General features: G+C 70.1%; 17 protein-coding genes. 8 read left to right on the top strand and 9 right to left on the bottom strand.

Annotated features, from left to right (window positions below):
• Positions 1–13 precede the first annotated feature (13 nt).
• Positions 14–340, bottom strand: a complete 327-nt coding sequence (locus tag ACZ4QV_RS31355; RefSeq protein WP_361635094.1) for a CU044_2847 family protein — start codon at positions 338–340, stop codon at positions 14–16.
• Between the two features lie 412 nt (positions 341–752).
• Here ACZ4QV_RS31355 and ACZ4QV_RS31350 point away from each other — a divergent pair, with 412 nt between their 5' ends.
• A complete protein-coding gene (locus ACZ4QV_RS31350; RefSeq protein ID WP_361586970.1) occupies positions 753–1640 on the top strand; it encodes an alpha/beta fold hydrolase in 888 nt (295 codons plus the stop codon).
• A gap of 119 nt (positions 1641–1759) precedes the next feature.
• Here the strand turns inward: ACZ4QV_RS31350 and ACZ4QV_RS31345 are convergent, their stop codons facing one another.
• The gene (locus ACZ4QV_RS31345) at positions 1760–1984 is read right to left on the bottom strand and encodes a hypothetical protein (RefSeq protein WP_361154712.1); all 225 of its coding nucleotides are present in this window, start codon (positions 1982–1984) and stop codon (positions 1760–1762) included.
• Positions 1985–2097: 113 nt separating this feature from the next.
• On the opposite strand from ACZ4QV_RS31345, the gene ACZ4QV_RS31340 reads away from it, so the two are divergent.
• Entirely contained in the window at positions 2098–3126 is a 1029-nt protein-coding gene (locus ACZ4QV_RS31340) for a S66 family peptidase (protein WP_361619885.1), read from the top strand.
• Between the two features lie 21 nt (positions 3127–3147).
• Here the strand turns inward: ACZ4QV_RS31340 and ACZ4QV_RS31335 are convergent, their stop codons facing one another.
• The 4 genes from ACZ4QV_RS31335 to ACZ4QV_RS31320 form a co-directional block, all read right to left on the bottom strand.
• Positions 3148–3348: a hypothetical protein gene (locus ACZ4QV_RS31335; RefSeq protein WP_467763710.1), complete on the bottom strand. Its 201-nt coding sequence runs from the start codon at positions 3346–3348 to the stop codon at positions 3148–3150.
• The gene (locus ACZ4QV_RS31330; RefSeq protein WP_467763709.1) at positions 3323–6424 is read right to left on the bottom strand and encodes a DEAD/DEAH box helicase; all 3102 of its coding nucleotides are present in this window, start codon (positions 6422–6424) and stop codon (positions 3323–3325) included. Before ACZ4QV_RS31330 ends, ACZ4QV_RS31335 begins: the two co-directional genes overlap by 26 nt.
• Before the next feature lie 221 nt (positions 6425–6645).
• Positions 6646–7431, bottom strand: a complete 786-nt coding sequence (locus ACZ4QV_RS31325) for an ArsR/SmtB family transcription factor (RefSeq protein WP_467763756.1) — start codon at positions 7429–7431, stop codon at positions 6646–6648.
• 133 nt (positions 7432–7564) lie between these two features.
• Positions 7565–7936: an OsmC family protein gene (locus tag ACZ4QV_RS31320; protein WP_467763708.1), complete on the bottom strand. Its 372-nt coding sequence runs from the start codon at positions 7934–7936 to the stop codon at positions 7565–7567.
• Positions 7937–8266: 330 nt separating this feature from the next.
• On the opposite strand from ACZ4QV_RS31320, the gene ACZ4QV_RS31315 reads away from it, so the two are divergent.
• From ACZ4QV_RS31315 to ACZ4QV_RS31305, 3 genes are all read left to right on the top strand, one after another.
• On the top strand, positions 8267–9016 hold the full coding sequence (locus ACZ4QV_RS31315; RefSeq protein ID WP_361154705.1) for an SDR family oxidoreductase: 750 nt from the start codon (positions 8267–8269) through the stop codon (positions 9014–9016).
• Between the two features lie 93 nt (positions 9017–9109).
• Positions 9110–9370 (top strand): nuclear transport factor 2 family protein, encoded by a 261-nt coding sequence (locus ACZ4QV_RS31310; protein WP_467763707.1) that lies wholly within the window; start codon positions 9110–9112, stop codon positions 9368–9370.
• Positions 9371–9464: 94 nt separating this feature from the next.
• Positions 9465–10340, top strand: coding sequence for a LysR family transcriptional regulator (locus ACZ4QV_RS31305; protein ID WP_361635102.1), 876 nt, complete (start codon positions 9465–9467; stop codon positions 10338–10340).
• Positions 10341–10477: 137 nt separating this feature from the next.
• Here ACZ4QV_RS31305 and ACZ4QV_RS31300 read toward each other — a convergent pair whose 3' ends face one another.
• From ACZ4QV_RS31300 to ACZ4QV_RS31290, 3 genes are read right to left on the bottom strand one after another with little or no spacing between them, the layout of a single operon-like run.
• Positions 10478–11662 carry a histidine decarboxylase gene (locus ACZ4QV_RS31300; protein WP_467763706.1) on the bottom strand — a complete coding sequence of 395 codons (1185 nt, stop codon included), beginning with the start codon at positions 11660–11662 and terminating at the stop codon, positions 10478–10480.
• A 50-nt stretch (positions 11663–11712) separates the two neighbouring features.
• Positions 11713–12954, bottom strand: a complete 1242-nt coding sequence (locus ACZ4QV_RS31295) for a 3-deoxy-7-phosphoheptulonate synthase (RefSeq protein ID WP_467763705.1) — start codon at positions 12952–12954, stop codon at positions 11713–11715.
• A gap of 3 nt (positions 12955–12957) precedes the next feature.
• Positions 12958–13278 (bottom strand): chorismate mutase, encoded by a 321-nt coding sequence (locus tag ACZ4QV_RS31290; RefSeq protein WP_361586951.1) that lies wholly within the window; start codon positions 13276–13278, stop codon positions 12958–12960.
• Positions 13279–14232: 954 nt separating this feature from the next.
• Between ACZ4QV_RS31290 and rph the strand changes: the two genes are divergently transcribed.
• The 3 genes from rph (at position 14233) to ACZ4QV_RS31275 (ending at position 17666) form a co-directional block, all read left to right on the top strand.
• On the top strand, positions 14233–16902 hold the full coding sequence (gene rph, locus ACZ4QV_RS31285; RefSeq protein WP_467763704.1) for a rifamycin-inactivating phosphotransferase: 2670 nt from the start codon (positions 14233–14235) through the stop codon (positions 16900–16902).
• 133 nt (positions 16903–17035) lie between these two features.
• Entirely contained in the window at positions 17036–17293 is a 258-nt protein-coding gene (locus tag ACZ4QV_RS31280) for a ribbon-helix-helix domain-containing protein (RefSeq protein ID WP_361154697.1), read from the top strand.
• Between the two features lies 1 nt (position 17294).
• A complete protein-coding gene (locus ACZ4QV_RS31275) occupies positions 17295–17666 on the top strand; it encodes a toxin Doc (protein WP_361154696.1) in 372 nt (123 codons plus the stop codon).
• The last annotated feature ends 299 nt before the right edge of the window (positions 17667–17965 follow it).

Genomic DNA, 17965 nt, shown 5'->3' with positions numbered 1-17965 from the left:
TCGCCCGCCGGCCTCACCTGCCGCCCTCGGGGCGGCTCCACTCCAGTTCCAGCTTGATGTGCGCGTCCCCGGACCCCTTCGCCACGACCAGACCCGCCTGCGCCGTCACCCGCAGTCCGAACTCCGCACGGACGTGGTCAGGACTGCGCGGCAGGTCCGTCAGCCGCTCCAGCATCGTCGCGGCCACCCGCTGCACCCGGGCCATGCCCGACTCGAACGTCTCGGCGGACAGCTCGAAGAGCTCGTCGCCGCGACGCGCCCGGACCACCCCGGCACCCTGCTCGTCGGACACCTCGACGACGAAGACCTCGCCGTCCTCGAAGGGGACACTCAGGTACACTCGACAACCCCTCTGCTGCTCCGTCAAATAGCTTGCTGATCATGGACGTTGAGCCGGTCTTCCCGGCCTGCCATGGTAGCCGCGATCTCCGACGGCGGGCCTTTTCCGCAGGGCCCGGGTCGGGTGCGACGCATTCCGGTGGACGGTGCCGAGGTGACTGCGGCCAGGACGTGCCGGAGCCGTCGCCCCGCAGACGGTCGGCGGCGGACGGGCACGCGCCCCTGGCCCCCGCACCGCCTCCGCCGGAATATCCCTCCGGGCAGATGATGTTGGACGCGGTGGCGCCGGCGACGTGAGCGACCGGGGCGCCTTGGAGCGGAACCAGTGACTGCTGGGCGTCTCCGGGATCCGGGCTGTCGATCCGACGTCCGGTCCCGGGGACTTTCCGCCGCGCACCGATGGAGGAGTCACAGTGAGCAAGATCGAGCAGACCGTCGAGATTCCCCACCTCGGCGGGTCCCGAGTCGGATACACCTTCGCCAGGCCCTACGACCCCGCGCTCCCGACACTGGTCCTGATCAACTCGTACACCACCTCGGCCGAGCTGTACCGGCCGCAGTTCGCCGATCCGTTGCTCGGGTCCGCGGTCAACCTGCTGGCCCTGGAGCCGTACGGGCACGGCCGCACGCGGGCCTCGTACCGGCACTTCACCTACTGGGACAGCGCGGTCGCGAACCTGCAGGCCCTCGCGGCCCTCGGGATCCGCCAGGCTTTCGTGCTGGGAACCTCGCAGGGCGGCTGGGTGGCGGTCCGCATGGCGCTGCTCGCCCCGGACATCGTGAAGGGGCTGATCACCCTCGGCACGTCGATGGACTCCGAGAGCGGGCGCAGCCGCGCACTGGGGTGCTGGGACGGGATCGGGTTCAACACGCCGCTCATCGATGCGCTCGCCGAGCCGGTCGGCGAGGACTGGGTGGTGCCGGACGACGTCGTGGACGCCGTGTTCGACACGGCCATGGGCGGCCTGCCGGCCCAGGAACGCGCGTTCTGGCTCGCCGTCTACCGCGCCAACTACAACGGGGACACCGGACGCCACCGCCTGCGCCTGAGCACGGTGAACCTGCGGGACCGCGACGGGCTCCACGGTCGGCTGGACGATGTCCGCTGCCCCGTCCTGTGGCTGCACGGCACCGCGGACCAGGTGTACTCCGTGGCCAACGCCCATGAGGAGATTCGGATGTTCACCCGCTCCCCGGAGGCGCGCGTGGAGATCATCGAGGGTGGGCAGCACTTCCTGAGCGCCTCGAACCCCGCGGAGGTCGACTCCGCGGCCATCGACTTCGTGAAGCGCTGGGCCTGAGCGCCTGCCTGAGCGCCTTGGTGCCCACGCGTTCCGCAGCCGCTCGTGTGACGCTTCCGTATTTCCAGAACCGGCCACGGACACGCGACCGGCTGCCCGAACCGCTCGGACGTCGGGCCTCACGGTGAGGACGATCTTGCCTCGGGGGCGGCCCTTCTCCGGATGGCGGACGGCGGCCGGGCCTCGGCCAGGGGATACGTGCTGTCGACGACGGGAGAGATGCCGCCCTTCTCGCCCGGAGAGCGGACGAAGACGGCCGCGCCGGACCCGCAGGCTGCGGTGGCGTCCGCGCCGGGCCGGCGCAGCCCGAGGACGAGGCGGGCCCAGTAGGGCCGGCCCGTCATCAGGTGCCGGACGTCCGGGCCGATCCCGGCGGCACGAACCCGTACTCGATGAACCCCGGCCTGCTGCGGAAGTCAGTAGTGTGCGGCCGTGGCAACGTGCCAGAATCCGGCGCATGCCGGTTCGATACCCTCGCCCCTTGCGTCCCGGTGACTGCGTCGGCATCACCTCCCCTTCGAGCGGAGTCGCGAAAGAGCTGCGTCCGCGCCTCGACGTGGCCGTCCGCGATGTGGAGGCCCGGGGATACGAGGTCGTTGTCGGCCGTTGCATGGACGGAGCCGGTCATCTCAGTGCCCCGGCGGCCGACCGCGCCGGTGAATTGATGTCGATGCTGACGGACCCCGGCATCAGAGCGGTGGTGCCGCCCTGGGGCGGCGAGACGGCGATCGACCTGCTCCCCCTGCTCGACTGGGACCGACTGCGTGACGCCGAGCCGACCTGGCTCGTCGGGTTCTCCGACATGTCGACCCTCATGACGCCGCTGACCCTCCTCACGGGAACGGCGACCGTGCACGGCAACAACCTGATGGACACGCCGTACCGGGTGCCCGAGGGACTCCTGTCGTGGCTCGACATCGTCGCTGCTCCGCAAGGGCACCGCTACACACAGACCCCGCCCGACCGCTACCGATCCACCGGCTGGGACGACTTCCGCGCCCAACCCGAGGTACGCGAGTACCCGCTCGACACGCCCGGCAGGTGGACCAGACTGGACGCCGACGGAGACGTGGAGGCCGAAGGACGCCTGATCGGGGGCTGTATCGAAACCCTCTGCAACCTCACGGGAACCGCCTACCTCGACGTTTCCGCCTTCGCGCGAGCCGAGTCCCCGCAGGGGCTCCTCGTCCATGTCGAAGCGTCCGGCGACGACGCCTTCACCATCTGCCGGAACCTGCACGGGATGCGACTGGCCGGCTTCTTCGACACGGCGAACGCGGTCCTCGTCGGCCGCACCTCGGCACCTGACAACGACTCACTCACACAGCACCAAGCCGTTCTCGACGCGCTCGGCCCCTTGAACGTACCGATCATCGCCGATGTCGAGTGCGGACATGTGCCGCCGTACCTGCCCCTCGTCAACGGGGCACACGGCCGAGTCGTGCACACCGCGATCCGCAGCGAACTGACCCAGACACTGCACTGAGGTCACGCCGACGACGCGGGCTCACCGCTGCCAGGTGTGCGCCGGGAGCGCATCGGCAAGCGTGGCGAAGAAGCGCTGGTCGCGCCAGGCGTCGCGGTCGCCGATGACGAACAGGCGACGCTTGGCGCGGCTGACGGCGACGTTCAGGAGGTTGGGGCGTGCGGCTGCCCAGCTCCGTGCACCGGGCCGGCGCGGATCACTGCCCAGCACCACGATCACCACGTCGGCCTCCTTGCCCTGGGTGGTGTGAATGGTGCCGACGCGCCCTTCGGGCAGCAGCCCGCGACAGGCCCGCTGAGCGGCCGTGGACCACGGCCCGGAAAGGACTGATGACGTACACGTCCTCCGCGAGATCGACACCCTCGTCGCGGAGCTTCCCCACGACGGCGCGCAGCGCACGGCCCTCTTCGGCGATCCAGTGCCCGTCCGCCTCGCCCGCACTGACATGCACCCAGCAACTGCGGGGCCGATAGCGGTAGTCGCCGCGCTCCGGGGTGCCGTGGACCATGAGGTTGTCATAGGCGATGGCGTTGCTGACGGTGAACATCGGGTCGTCGCAGCGGCGGTGGACGCGCAGCGGGCTGCCCACCCACACCTCCTGCTGACCGTCGGGGAGTTCGGCCGGCAGCCAGGTGCCGTAGCGGCTGGTACGGTCGGCGAGCTGCTGGACCGACGTACGGCTGGGCGCCCACTGTTCGTCCACGCCGAACTCCCGGCCCAGCGCCCGCTGGGCGGTCCACGGCAGGACCACCACGGGTTCGAGCTGGAGCGGGTCGCCGACGACCACGGTGCGCGCGGCGCGCCACATGCCACCGACAGCCATCTGCCCCGTCGCCTGGCCGGCTTCGTCGATGAACAGCCAGCCCAGGGACTCCTGCCCCAGCCGCCCGAAGACACGGTCCAACGACGCGAAGGTGGTCGAGACGACGGGAACGAGCAGGAACAGGCTCTGCCAGGCAGCCCGGAGAGGCTCTTGCGCCACGGTCTTGGGCACGTTGCCGGCCACCGCGTCCATGGCGGCCATCACATTCGCGTACATGGTGCGTGCGGTGCAGCGCAGGAACGCCTCGTGCAGGCCGAGCGCCGCCAGGAACACTTCGCTCCGGGCCCGGCTGATCTCCTCGTCCCCCCACGGGGCAGCCAGCTCCCGCGTCGCGTCGTCGGACAGCCACGCCTGCTCCGGCACATGCGGGCCCCACGCTGCCCGGGCCCGGTCGACCACGTCCTGCTGTGCGGCCAGCTCGGCATCCGTCGCCTCTCCTGCCTGCCGGCGCGCCACGTGCTCGGCGGCAGCCCGGGCAACGGCTTCGCGTGCCCCGTCGCACGCGGTCTGCGCGGCGACACCGGCAGCCTGTGCTTCTTCCACGTGAGCCGTCAGTTCCTGGTCCCTTTGATGCCAGTCCCGCCCGGCCCGCCCCAGCGTGGACAGGCTCACCAGGAAGCCCGGCCGCCGTGCGAAGTGCCTGTCCCGGTCCTCCTCCGCCTGCCGCAGCCGCGCCTGCGCCCGCGCCAAGGCACTGTCTGCTGCCGGGAGCGCCTGTCGGCGGCATTCCTCCTGCTCGGCTGCTTCCTCGATCGCCTGCTGTGCCTGGGCCGCCCTGGATCGGAGTTCCGGAAGCCGTGCCAGGGCGCCCGCGGCCGCCGCACGGTCGGTCCGCAGCCGCTCCACCTCGCTGAGCGACGCTTGGAAACGCTCCTTGGCCTGCCGCCACACCCCGCTCTGCGGCGTACTCATCCACTCCCGGAACAGTTGGGACAGACCCCGTTCACTGTCGATCCAGGCGTCACGCCGACGCGGTGACCTGCCCGGAGCGGGCGGCGGCGCACCCAAGTCTGTGATCTTGTACTTGCCGTGCCAGAGCCGGTTGACGAACTGCATACGGTTCTTCTTGTTGCCCAGCCGGGCCGCGACCGCACCCCACGCAGGCGTCCCCTTCAGAAGCCGGGTGGCCTGCTCGGCGAAATAGTCCGCCTCCTCGCGCCATGGTGCGCCGAGCGCGGTACGGGCGGGAATCTCCGTGGAAATGTTCTCCACCGCCCCGTTGTTGGCGGAGGCGACCACCATCTCGAAGCCGGTGAACTCCGCTTGCAGCGGTGTGACGGTGCGGGTGTAGTCGCCGCTCTTCCAGGTGTACGGCTTGTGGTCGGCGAAAGCCTGGGACGGCAGGCGCAACTGTGCCAGCCTTCGGGCACGCTCCACGATCACAGCGCTGAAGCAGTCCCGCAGCATCGTGGTCTTGCCGGTACCCGGCGGCCCGTTCACCGCGAACAGCCCACTGGAGGTGCCGAGTTGGGACCAGAGGCTGTTCACGGCGAACTGCTGGCTCAGCGCGAGCGGATGCGCCGGCTCCGTCGGCCATCGGCCCTGTGGCGTGGAAAAGGGCGCCACGGCGTCGAGTGCCGCCTGCGGCCGGCGGCGCAGATCGACTCTCCAAGCGGTGTTCACGTCCTGCGACGGGGTGAGGTAGGAGGCCAGCGCCGTGCCGGGCGCACGCGCGCGCAGGGCATCTGCGACCAGCCCCAGATCGCCGGCGATGAAACTGTTCAGGAAATCCTGCTGGTCGGCTTCGGTCGTCCGCCGGACGCGTACAGCCGTGCTGCGTACGCGCACCTCGCTGGGCGCCAAGGTCTGCTCGAGCCCCCAGGCCGCGGTCAGGTCGTGGACGAAGCCGAGCAGGTCCTTCGCCGTGAGACGGTGCGCTCCCGTCGTGGCATCCGCGGCGTCCCCGCTGCCCGTCCCGTCCCCGGAGCTCCCGTCCGCGAGGTCCCCGCTCTCAAGGTCCCCGCCCACGAGACCCTCGTCCGTGAGGCTCTCGTCCGTGAGGCCGTCGCCCCTGCGGCCGGCCCCCGGCGGATCACCTACGGGTACGTCGCCGAGGTCGGCGGCCCGGGCGAGCCAGTCGGCCGCCTCGTCGTCGAAGCCGTCCAGCCAGCCCCTTCGGCCCGGCCCCGGGGCCAGTGCCCGGCCGGTGGCCCAGGCGCAGGTGGACAGCACGGGGGAGTCCAGCACCAGCCGTCCCTCGTCGGTGACGGTCAAGGCGAACAGGGCACTCTCGCCGTCCATCCGCCCGTCGTGGTCCTCCTCGCTCTCGCCGAACACGGCGAGCAGCGTGTCGCGCACCGCCCGCAGCCGGTACGTACCGCCGTACACCACGTGCTGCCACGCGTAACCGGGATCCAGTGGCACCGACCGCAGCGGATGCCCCTCTTCCCACGGCAGCGGGCCGTCCGCGGTCACCGAGCAGACCCGGTCCCGTACCGAGACCGCCGGAACCTTCTGCGGACTGAACAGCTCCACCGCCCGCCAGTATTCGATGATCCCGGTTTGCCGTTGCCGCGGATCCGTCACGCTGCCCCACCCCACCCGTCGCGCCGTCTCGCCTCGTACCTTACGCACGGTGGCGAGCGCCCGGTACGGCGTACGGGTGACCGGTCGGACCGTTCGGGCGATGCCGCACGTGTCCGACCTGGCCGTCCGCGACGGCCGGCCGGGGGCGGCCAGGCCCGCCGGGAAGGGGGTCAGCCCTTTTCGAGGATCGTCTTGAGCTCCGACAGCATCATGGTCCAGCCGCCGCTGACGCCTTCGAGCATCTTGGAGTCGGCCGAGGCGAAGCCGTCGTGGGTGATGGTCAGCTTCATGCCCAGCTCCGGTTCCTCGGCCGGCTCGATGTCGAAGGAGACCTTCGAGCGCTCCTTGACGGCCTCCGCGAACTCCGCGTCGCTCATGCCGAACATCTTCTGGTGCATCGGCTGCAGCGTGTGCCAGGTGTAGGCGAGCCGTTTGCCGGGCTCCGCCTCGGTGACGACCTGGCCGAGGTCCTGCGGTTCACCGCCGGCCTCGACCGGCCACAGCACCGTCGAGCCGACCTTCCAGTCGGAGGAGGGCGCCCAGTCACCGTGGTACTGCTTCAGGAATTCCGGGCTGGTCAGCCCCTCCCAGAGCTTCTCGGCCGTGGTGTGGATGTAGATCGTGTAGACGAACTCGGGCTTGCTCATCGCCGTTCCTTCCAGGGCGTGCTTCAGGTTGCTGAGCGCGGTCATCCGGCCTCGCTCGTACTGGCCGATCCAGCGGTCGGCGAGATCGTGGATGGGGACGGGGTTGAGGTAGTGCCATCTCTCCCGGCCGTGCCGGACCGCCGTGACCAGGCCCGCGCCCTCCAGCACCGCCAGGTGCTTGGACACCGCCTGTCTGGTCATGTCCAGCCCCGCGCACAGCTCGCGCAGGCTCTGCCCGGACCGCTCGTTCAGCCGGTCCAGCAACCGCCTGCGGCTCACGTCCGCGAGCGCCTTGAACACCTCGTCCATGCCGTCCAACCCCCTCACCTTCAGATTGGCAACCATGAGGTTGCATGTCAAGCCGAGAGGGCGGGAGGTGGTGTCGAGCGGTCTGCTCTTGCCTGGCTCGATGGGGTGTGTACGCGTCGCCGTGCGAGGCCGGTCAGGCGGGTTCGAACGCCAGCGGCTTGCTCAGCGTGGCACGTACCGGTGAGCGCGCGATGCGCCCCTCGACCGTAGGCCGATGGTGCTCCAGTTCCGGGGGAAGGAGCAGTGCGTAGCGGAACCGCGTCGTGGACTCCTCGCGCTCCAGGTGTACCCGCACCCGCACCTCGGCGTCGGTGATGCCCAGGTCTGCCAGTGTCATCCGCGCCGAGATGGTCGTGCGGGTGGCCAGGGAGGCCTCCAGCAGCTCGTGCGGCCGCATTCCCGCCGAGCCACCGGTACCGGCCTTGAGGGTGTCGGCGACGCCCGCGTTGTCGCCCGCCTGGAACCTGACCTGCCAGGGCGCCGGAAGCGCCACAGCCTCGACCATCGCTTGCCTCCCTGCCGAAACCCGACTCGGCGGGATCCTGGCGAGCGGCTCACATCGTGAGAAGTCGATGACCGGATGCTGGAACGCTGAAAGGGGGGCGGGTGTCGGGGTGAGTGCTGCCTGGTGCAGCACCCCTGGTCGGATCTGCCCGAGCAGGCTCCTTCCGGGATCGGCCGGGTTCCGGCGGCGTCGGTCTGCCGCCTGGGGGTATCGACGTTGTTTGTGGAACGACTCGAAACTTCTGTTACCCGGTGACCGAAATGTCCGTCTAGTGTCGTCCGTGAAGGTGATCAAGTCGGTCACCCGGGAAGCACGTGAGGAGCCCGGAACATGACGGAGAACACTCTGCGGGACAAGATCGCGGTCGTCGGCGGGGGCGAGAAGAACCTGGGCGGGCTGATCAGCCGGACGTTCGCGGAATCCGGGGCGAAGGTGGTCGTGCACTACCACAGCTCCCAGGACGAGGCCGAGCAGACGGTGGCGGCGATCCAGGAGGCCGGGGGACAGGCCGTCTCCGCCCAGGGAGACCTGACCAAGGTCGCGGACGTACGGCGGCTCTTCGATACGGCGGTGGACACCTTCGGCGGCGTCGACATCGCGGTGAACACCACCGGGATGGTGCTGCGCAAGCCGATCCTGGAGACCACCGAGGAAGAGTACGACCGCATGTTCGGCATCAACGCCAAGGCGGCGTACTTCTTCATCCAGGAGGCCGGGCGCCGGCTGAACGACCACGGCAAGATCATCAGCCTGGGTACGTCGCTGCTGGCCGCCTTCACGGACGGCTACTCCACCTACGCCGGCGGCAAGGCGCCGCTGGAGCACTTCACCCGGGCGGCGGCCAAGGAGTTCGCCGACCGCCACATCTCGGTGAACACCGTGGCGCCCGGCCCGATGGACACCCCGTTCTTCTACCCGCAGGAAACCCCGGAGCGGGTGGAGTTCCACAAGTCGCAGGCGATGGGCAACCAGCTCACCCACATCGAGGACATCGTCCCGATCATCAAGTTCCTGGCCACCGAAGGAGGGTGGTTCACCGGCCAGACCATGTTCCCCAACGGCGGCTACACCACCCGCTGACCTCGTGCCTTCCCGGCGGGCCGCACCGGCCGCGGCCCGGCCCGGGCGGCCCGTCGGCACTGGTGCCCCGGCCACAACACCTGGAGGCACTGATTGCCTGCACACCCGACCGATCCTGCGGTGGCCGGCTTCCTCACCGCCGTCGGTACGGGTGACGAGGAAGCGTTCTTCGCCGCGCTGACGGACGACTCGATCATGTCCGACGACGGCACCGAGCGCGCCCTTGCCGCGTGGGCCGACAACGAAACCTTCTCCGCGAACGGGCCCCAGGGTGCCGAGGACACCTCGGCCGACGCTCGGCCTCTGACGGCTACCTGCACCGACTCCACATGGGGCAGTATGCGCACCCGGTGAACCTTCACCGTCATCGACAGCCGCATCAGCCGCTTCGAGACCGGCCCGGCCTGAATCACCACTGTCCGCCACTACCGACCCCAGGGATGTCGACGTGCGACTGGACCTGAACAAGCTCGAACACCTGGTCGCCATCGCCGAGGAAGGCAGCCTCACTCGTGCCGCCGCCCGGCTGCACCTGTCCCAGCAAGCCCTGTCCGCTTCCCTCCGGGTCCTCGAACGCGAAGTCGGTGTGCCCCTGCTGGAGCGCGGCAGCGCCGGCGTCACCGTCCTGCCCGCCGGAGCGGCCCTGCTTGAGGACGCCCACGTGCTGAACGGCATGGCCCGCTCCGCCCTGCGCCGCGCCCGGCGCATCGGGCGCGGCGAGACCGAGACGCTGCGCATCGGCTACACCCCCGCCGTCACCGGCGACGAAGTCGTCACCCTGCTCGCACCCGTGACCGACGCGCACCCCGGCATCGCCCCCGAGGCCCACCAGCGCTACCCCTCCGAGCTGACGGCCGCGCTCCTCGCGGGCGACCTCGACATCGGACTGTGCCGCGCCATCACACCGGCCCACGGCCTGACCCGCACCACCCTCGGCCACCAGCGCCTGCACATCGCCGTCGCCTCCGGTCACCCCCTCGCCACCCGAATCTCCGTCACCCTCCCCGAACTCGCCGACGAGCTCTTCCTGGTCTGGGGAACCCCCGGCAACTCCGGCTACACCGACCTCCTCATCGGCCATTGCCGCCACGCCGGTTTCGAACCCCGCACCGAGCGCACCGACCGCCAAGGCACGCCCCCGGTCACCGCCGTGATCGGCACCCACCACATCGCCTTCGTCACCACGGCACCGGGCCCCGCCGCGGGCGGCAAAGCACGCGTTCTCGCCCTCGAACCTCCGGTCTACGCGCCTCTCCACGCGCTCTACCTCTCGCGAACCACATGCCCCGGCCGTGACACCTTCCTCACCCACGTGACGTTGTGAGTACGAACCGGCCCGGGCCCGTGTGGCGCGTCATCCTCAGCACGCGGATCGCCCGCCAGACATGCGCTGGGCGGCTCTGATCGCGGGGACCGGGCTTCTGGCGATCTTCTGGGAGCGCAACCGGCTGCCCCCCCCAGTCACCGCGCCGAGGGTGAGGGCCGCCCTTCGACGATGTCCGCGCACAGGCGGTCGATGTGCCTGGGCGTCACGTGCGGCATGGTGATCAGGTGAGCTCTGCCGTCGACAGCCAGCAGGTTCCACTGCCGGGACACTTCGGGTTCGGGGGCGTCGAACAGGACGGTGTTGGTACCGGGCAGATGGGAGGGGTGGGAGCCGCAGCCCCGTAGCCGTTCGGTGGCGTAGTCGGCGGTCCGTACGCAGTCGTGGATGCGGTCGCGCAGCCCCTGGCGGCCGAGCCTGCGCAGTTCGCGCCAGAGCAGCACGGGGGAGAGCGCATCACGTGAGCCGCTGATGGTGTCGTCGTCCGTGCCCACCGCGGCTCCGGGGGCGCGGACGGCATCGACGTGAGCGGGGCGGGCCAGGACGATGCCACAGGGTATGGGTGAGCCGATCATCTTGTGGCCGCTGATGGCGATGCTGTCGGCTCCGTCGCAGAAGTTCCAGGGACGGGGGAGGGGGCCGAGCGCGGCGATGAGACCGCCGAAGGCGGCGTCGCAGTGGAGGTGGTGACCCGTGGTGCCGGCCGTGTCCAGGGCACGCCGAATGGCGGGGAGATCATCGACGGCGCCCTGGCCGGTGGTGCCGATGGTGGCGACGACCAGGGCGGACCGTTCTCGATTGCGTCGCAGTGCGCAGTGCAGGGCGTCGGGGTCGAGGGTGGCGTCCGGTTGGGCCGCGACCGGTTCGTGGTCCATCCGCAGCAGACGGGCGATCTTCGGGATGCTGTAGTGCGCCTGCTCCGAGGCGTACAGGACGGCGTCGGGGTGGCGTTCGCGGCCGACCCAGGCACCGAAGAGGTTGCTCTCGGTGCCGCCGTGGGTGAGGTAGCCGAAACAGTCCTCGGGCCGGACTCCGGCCAGCCGGGCGAAGAACCCGATGACAGCCCGCTCGAAATGTTTGCTGTGGAGGTGGTACTCACTGTTGTCGTACGGAGTGCCGGCGTTGTTGCCGTGGACGGCCAGGTAGGCGGCGAGCGGCCGGTAGTCGAATTCGAGGTTGACCGGAAAGCCGACCATGTGGGCGCGTGAGCGGCGCATCTGGGCGGCGAGGTCCAGCACGACGGTGAGGTCTTCGCGAGCCTTTTCGCCGCTGCGAGGAGCCTCCTGAACGGTGAGGTCGGGCAGGGGGGAAGGTGATGTCATGACAGTTCCCGGAGAGTGACGGAGCGGAGAACGCGGGATGGGTCGCCGGATCAGGTCCGGCTGGAGCCGTGCTCGCCGTCTCCGTTGAGCGGTTCCGCGGCGTCGGCCAGGACGGTCAGTGCCTGGCGTGGGTTCAGCCTCGGGTCGCACAGCGTGGTGTACCGGTCCGGTGCGCCGTCGGGCTGCTCCCCGGCCCCGGCGCACTCCGCCACGGGGGCGGGGGTGGTTTCCAGATGGACACCGCCGGCGATGCCACCGGCGGCGGTCACGCTGTGCCGGAACTGGCTGAGTTCGGCGGTGACGGCTTCCATGGTGCGCGTCTTCAGGCCGTTGTCGGTCCGTACCGTGTTGGCGTGCATCGGATCGCACATCCAGAGCACGGGGTGACCCGCCTCGCGCACCGTGCGCACCAGGTCCGGCAGCTTGGCGGCCACAGCCGCGGCCCCCATACGGGTGAGGAAGGTCAACCGGCCCGGGACACGTTGCGGATCCAGGGCCGTGCACAGTGCCAGCACCTCTCGCGGGGTGGCGCTGGGGCCGAGTTTGCAGGCCACGGGGTTGCTGACGGCGGCGAGCAGGTGGATGTGGGCCTCGTCCACCGCGCGGGTCCGCTCGCCGATCCACGGCCAGTGGGTGGAGCTGAGGAACAGGCGCCCGTGTACGTCGCGGCGCAGCAGCGGCACTTCGTAGTCGAGGACCAGGGCCTCGTGGCTGGTCCACACGGTGGGCCGGCCGTCGGCGTCCGCGCTCAGCCGCCGCATCTCGCCGAGGGTGCGGGCAGCACTCCGGTAGCAGTCGAGCATGTTCTCCGGGCGGTGGCGCCGCTGGGCCTCGGTGGTTCCGGGCCGGTTGACCATGTGCCCGCGGTAGACCGGGAGCGGCCGTCCGTCGACGTGTTCGGTCGGGGCGGAGCGGGGCTTGGCGTACTGGCCGGCGATCCTTCCCACCCGCACCACCGGCGTCGCAGTCGTCATCTGCCACAGGCCCGCCAGTGCGTCGATCAGTCCGAGCTTGCGCAGCACCGCTTCAGGAGCGCAGTCCTGAGGCGCCTCCGCGCAGTCGCCCGCCTGCACCACGCTGCGCTCGCCTGTGGCGCACTGGGCCAGCAGGCGGCGTAACCGGTCGATGTCGGCTGCTTCCACCAGTCCGGGCCAGGAGGAGAGAGTACGGCGGCAGGCCTGTGCGCGCCGTGCGTCCTCCCATTCAGGCTGTTGCCGGGCCGGTCGGTCCAGCCATTCTTCGATGGCCGCTCGGTCAAGGGCACGGTCAAGGGCACCGTTGCCGGCCGGCATCTCTCAGCGCTCCTTGCGGTCGCGGCCCAGCGAGCCTCGGCACAACACCAGGACCGCTTCGGCGACGCAGGCTCCCCGTGGCCCCAACACGCTCGTATAGCGCCGACGCACCCGGTGTTCCCGCCCGGAGTCCAGGCGCGCGGCCCGGTCGGCCAGCCGTGTCTGCTGGACCGCGCCCGAGAGCTGAGCGCGTTCGCTCAGGAGGTCCGCCACGGCGATGTCCAGGTCGTCGATGCGGCTGCGCAGCATGGCGATGCGCGCCTTGCCCGACAACTGTTCGCCGTCGGTTGCCGACGCGGTGCGGAAGGTGTGGCCGGACATCATGATCCATCCTTTCGGTCGTCCCGGAGAATTGGCGGAGGAGCTCAGCAGGCGTCTGGCTGGAAACCTCCGTACGGAAGCGAGTACCGGCCGTGACGGTGTTCAATCAGCGCGTTCTCCCGTCGGGGGAGCACACGTTCACCACCCCGCGCATTCAGCCGCAATGTTGTGGAGTTGGCCACGGATTCGATCGGAACCGACGCGGCTGAGTGCGGTGCCCACAGCCGACAGCCGACAGCCGACAGCCGACAGCCGGGTGGCTGTTCCGGTTGCTGCACGGACAGGTCCCGGGCTGAACAAGCCTCGCGAGGGCGGACTGCTCCAACGGCCCCAGGCATAGGGGTGGGCGGTCTTCAGTCAGGCGGTGTGGAGGTCGGCGCGGGGATACCCCATGAGCTATGGGGCCTGGTGGCCAGTACGGTCGCTTGCCTGGACGGAGAAGGTGGGATCGCGGCGTGGGCCGTAGCCGCCCCTGGCGCACCTGTAGTGGTCGGTCCAGAGGCAGAAGGGGACGCGAATCCCGTCCGGGCTGCGATGGTGCACGGGACGGGGCGGCCCGCACGTCCACCGGGCCGATGACGACGCCGGTCTTCCCGTGCCTCACGCACCAGGGCGGTGACGGCGTCCTCGCGGCGGACCGTTCCAGATGACCGGACAGCAGATGCCGCAGCCGGTAGCCCGGTGGCACACATCTGTCCGGCACGCCGAGCAAAAACAAAGGCAAGGAGACCCCTCTCCTCGCCACTCCTAACATATAGCGCACCGGGGGGCTTGCGGCAAGGCCCGGGGGATGGCGCAAAATCGTCCGCTGAAGCCACAACCTGGGGAAATGAGGGGCACTACGTGCGTGTGTTGTCGACGTATGGGGGACGTGGAGACGTCGAACCCAGTGGTGGGGCCGGTGATGCCACCGGCAGGCGCAGTGCAACGGAACACGACTGCCTCGGAGGCATCGCGATGATCGAGCAGTACGTGCGGGACTTGGCGGAGATCGACGAGACGCAGGTCGCGGTGGTGGGCGGCAAGGCCGCGCATCTGGGCGCGCTGTCGCGGATCGAGGGCATCCGCGTGCCGGCGGGCTTCTGCGTGACGACGGACGCCTTCCGGCGCATCGTGGCGGAAGCGCCGTCGCTCGATGATCGGCTCGATCAGCTGTCGCGTGTGAGCCCGGACGACCGGGAGGCGATCCGTACGCTCAGCGCGCAGATCCGCCGGACCATCGAAGAGACGGCCGTCCCGGGTGACCTCGTGGCGGCGATCACCGGCGCGCTCACCCAGCTCGGCGAGCAGGCCGCCTGCGCCGTCCGCTCCAGCGCGACGGCGGAGGACCTGCCGACGGCCTCCTTCGCCGGCCAGCAGGACACGTACCTGAACGTGGTGGGGCCGACGGCGGTCCTCCAGCACGTCAGCCGGTGCTGGGCCTCACTGTTCACCGAGCGGGCCGTCACCTACCGGCAGCGGAACGGCATCGACCACCGTACGGTCCACATGGCTGTGGTCGTGCAGCAGATGGTCTTCCCGCACGCGTCCGGCATTCTGTTCACGGCCGACCCCGTCACCGGCAACCGGAAGGTCGCCACCGTGGACGCCGGCTTCGGCCTCGGCGAGGCACTGGTCTCCGGCCTGGTCAACCCGGACGTCTTCAAGGTGCGGGACGGTGAAATCGTCGCCAAGGAGATCGCCGCAAAGGAGCGTGCCGTTCAAGCCCTGGCGGCCGGCGGCACGCGGGAAACGGCGATCGACGCGCAGCGGCAGGAACAACCCGCGCTGACGGACGCCCAGGTCGTACGGCTCGTGCAGCTCGGGCGGCGGATCGAAGCGCACTTCGGCCGTCCGCAGGACATCGAGTGGTGCCTGGTCGATGACGGCTTCCACATCGTCCAGAGCCGGCCGATCACTACGCTGTTCCCCGTACCGGAGGCCGACGACCAGGAGAACCACGTCTATGTCTCCGTCGGCCATCAGCAGATGATGACGGACCCCATGAAGCCCCTGGGACTCTCCACGTGGCAGTTGACGGCCATGGTGCCGATGCACACGGCCGGCGGGAGGCTGTTCGTCGACGTGACCCAGCGCCTGGCGTCGCCCGCGAGCCGCGCCGGCCTCCTGGACCTCATCGGCAAGGGCGATCCGCTGACCAGGGACGCCTTGGAGACCGTCCTCGCCAGCGACGACTTCGTCCCGTCACTCCCGGACCCGGACCCGGACCCGGCCCCCGGCAAGCCGGCGACCGGCGCTGCGCCCGCCCCGATCGTCACCGATCCGGCCGTCGTCACCGAGCTGATCGAACGCAGCCAGGCATCCGTCGCCGCCCTGGAACGTGACATCCGGACGAAGACCGGGCCGGCACTCTTCGCCTTCCTGCTGGAGGCATTCGAGGAGCACAAGCGAGTCCTCGGTGACCCCGTGAGCATGCAGGCGATCATGGCGGGGATGGAGGCCACGTGGTGGCTCAACGACAAGCTGCAGGAGTGGCTGGGCGAGAAGAACGTGGCTGACACGCTCACGCTGTCCGCCCCCGACAACATCACGTCGGAGATGGGACTGGCGCTGCTCGACGTCGCGGATGTGATCCGCCCGTATCCGGAGGTGGTGGCGTTTCTGCAGGGTGTGCAGGAGGACGGCGTCCGGCAGGAGGGGGCCGGGGACGAGAGGGCCCGGCACGACGGCGTCTGTCACGAGGACTTCCTGGACGAGCTGGCGAAGCGCGCGGGCGGCCCCGAAGCGCGCGACGCCATCGAGGCCTACCTCGACCGGTACGGCATGCGCTGCGTCGGCGAGATCGACATCACCAGGCCACGCTGGCGCGAGCGCCCCGCCACGCTCGTTCCCGTGATCCTCGACAACGTCAGGAACTTCGAGCCGGGCGCCGCCGGGCAGCGCTTCGAGGAAGGACGGCAGAAGGCGCTGAAGAAGGAACAGGACGTACTGGCACGCTTGCGGGCCCTGCCGGACGGGGACCGGAAAGCCGACGAGACCAAGCGGATGATCGACCGGGTCCGCACCTTCATCGGGTACCGGGAGTACCCGAAGTACGGCATCGTCAGTCGCTACTTCGTCTACAAGCAGGCCCTGTTGGGGGAGGCGGAGCGCCTTGTGCAGGCCAAGGTGCTGGCTGAGCGGGAGGACGTCTTCTACCTCACGTTCCAGGAGTTCCACGACGCCGTGCGCTCGAACCAGGTGGACGACCAGCTCATCCAGCAGCGCAAGGAAGCGTTCCGGTCGTACCACGCGCTCACCCCGCCCCGGGTGCTCACCTCGGACGGCGAGGCGGTCACCGGCGCCTACCGGCGCGACGACGTGCCGGCCGGTGCCCTGACCGGCCTCCCGGTCTCCGCCGGGACCGTCGAGGGGAGGGCGCGCGTCGTCCTCGACATGGCGGACGCCGAACTCGAAGCGGGCGACATCCTGGTCACGGCGTTCACGGACCCCAGCTGGTCGCCGCTGTTCGTCGGCATCGCGGGCCTGGTGACGGAGGTGGGCGGCCTCATGACCCATGGCGCAGTGATCGCCAGGGAGTACGGCTTGCCGGCCGTCGTGGGCGTGGCGCAGGCCACCCGGCTGATCAGGGACGGGCAGCGGATCCGTGTGCACGGTACCGACGGGTACGTCGAGATTCTGGAGTGACGATCGGGCACACGGAGAAGCCCGGTGCGTAGCTTCTGCCTGAACAGCGCCAAGCTGTGCGGCTGACCGCGCCGGCCTGGTTGGTTCCACTGGTTCCGCTCCCTTGCTGTACGCCCTGCTGTACGGTCGGGGTATGTCGAAGCCAGTGACCATCCGGGTTCCCGAAGAACTGCACGCCCAGTTGCAGGAAAGGGCCGAGGCCGAGGGCACCACGGTGACCGCGCTGATCACCGAGGCCGCGCGCAACGCGGTCCGCGACCCCCGTCTCGAAAGCGCCGCGGACCTCTTCCGGCAGTTCGTCGCGCAGAACGCCGACGCGTTCGACGCGGCTTTCCCGGACGACGCCCCCGCCGGTCCGGACGCTGCCGATTCTCCGGGGCGGGCGGCCTGAGGTGGAGCTTCACATCGACCTCCGCTGGCTGCTCGAACGCCAGGCGGAGGTGCTGCCCAAGCACCCCTCGGTCCACGACTTCTCCAGCCTCGTGGCGGCGGTCGCGCGGCACCGCGTCAACACTCCGCAGGTCGGCGTCGCCGTCGACAACGCCTGGCGCGCGGCTGCCCTCATGCACACCATCATCCGGCTGCGCCCCCTCCCGGCCCGCAACGCCCTGTACGGCTCCGCAGTCGCCGTGTCGTACATGGACGCCGCGGGGGAGGGGATCGACCCGCCGTACGGCGCACTGATCGACCTCGCCCGTGACCTCCACGCCGGTCACACCGACGGCTACGACGCGGCCGACCGCATCCGCTCCTGGCGGATCTGACCGGCAGCCTGCTCGGCGTCGGCGTCGGACACCGCGGACGCCGTGCAAGCCGAGATGGCCGCCCCGGCTTGCACGGCACCTTCAGCGCCCGCGGCGCTGCCCGGCGCATTCAGTGCCCGCAGTGCTGCTCGGCACCTTCGGCCACCGCGTTGCCGCAACACCCGCCACTGCACCAGCCACCAGTCACCAGTCATGACCTGGGCTCCCGAGTGTTGCGGGCTGCCGGGCGCAGGCGGCAACACCTCTGGAATGTTGCCGGTTCTCCGAATACCTGGCGCAACGGATTCGCCTGCCGCCAT

Source organism: Streptomyces sp. NPDC026394 (assembly GCF_055567735.1).
Note: the sequence above shows the minus strand (reverse complement) of the source record. Positions and strands in the feature narration are given on the sequence as shown.

What these genes read in the sequence shown, in the direction of transcription:
- ACZ4QV_RS31345 (WP_361154712.1), bottom strand. Translation starts at nt 1,984, where the DNA reads ATGACGGGCCGGCCCTACTGGGCCCGCCTCGTCCTCGGGCTGCGCCGG.
- ACZ4QV_RS31340 (WP_361619885.1), top strand. Translation starts at nt 2,098, where the DNA reads ATGCCGGTTCGATACCCTCGCCCCTTGCGTCCCGGTGACTGCGTCGGC.
- ACZ4QV_RS31325 (WP_467763756.1), bottom strand. Translation starts at nt 7,431, where the DNA reads ATGGACGAGGTGTTCAAGGCGCTCGCGGACGTGAGCCGCAGGCGGTTG.
- ACZ4QV_RS31320 (WP_467763708.1), bottom strand. Translation starts at nt 7,936, where the DNA reads ATGGTCGAGGCTGTGGCGCTTCCGGCGCCCTGGCAGGTCAGGTTCCAG.
- ACZ4QV_RS31315 (WP_361154705.1), top strand. Translation starts at nt 8,267, where the DNA reads ATGACGGAGAACACTCTGCGGGACAAGATCGCGGTCGTCGGCGGGGGC.
- ACZ4QV_RS31300 (WP_467763706.1), bottom strand. Translation starts at nt 11,662, where the DNA reads ATGACATCACCTTCCCCCCTGCCCGACCTCACCGTTCAGGAGGCTCCT.
- ACZ4QV_RS31295 (WP_467763705.1), bottom strand. Translation starts at nt 12,954, where the DNA reads ATGCCGGCCGGCAACGGTGCCCTTGACCGTGCCCTTGACCGAGCGGCC.
- ACZ4QV_RS31290 (WP_361586951.1), bottom strand. Translation starts at nt 13,278, where the DNA reads ATGATGTCCGGCCACACCTTCCGCACCGCGTCGGCAACCGACGGCGAA.
- rph (WP_467763704.1), top strand. Translation starts at nt 14,233, where the DNA reads ATGATCGAGCAGTACGTGCGGGACTTGGCGGAGATCGACGAGACGCAG.
- ACZ4QV_RS31280 (WP_361154697.1), top strand. Translation starts at nt 17,036, where the DNA reads ATGTCGAAGCCAGTGACCATCCGGGTTCCCGAAGAACTGCACGCCCAG.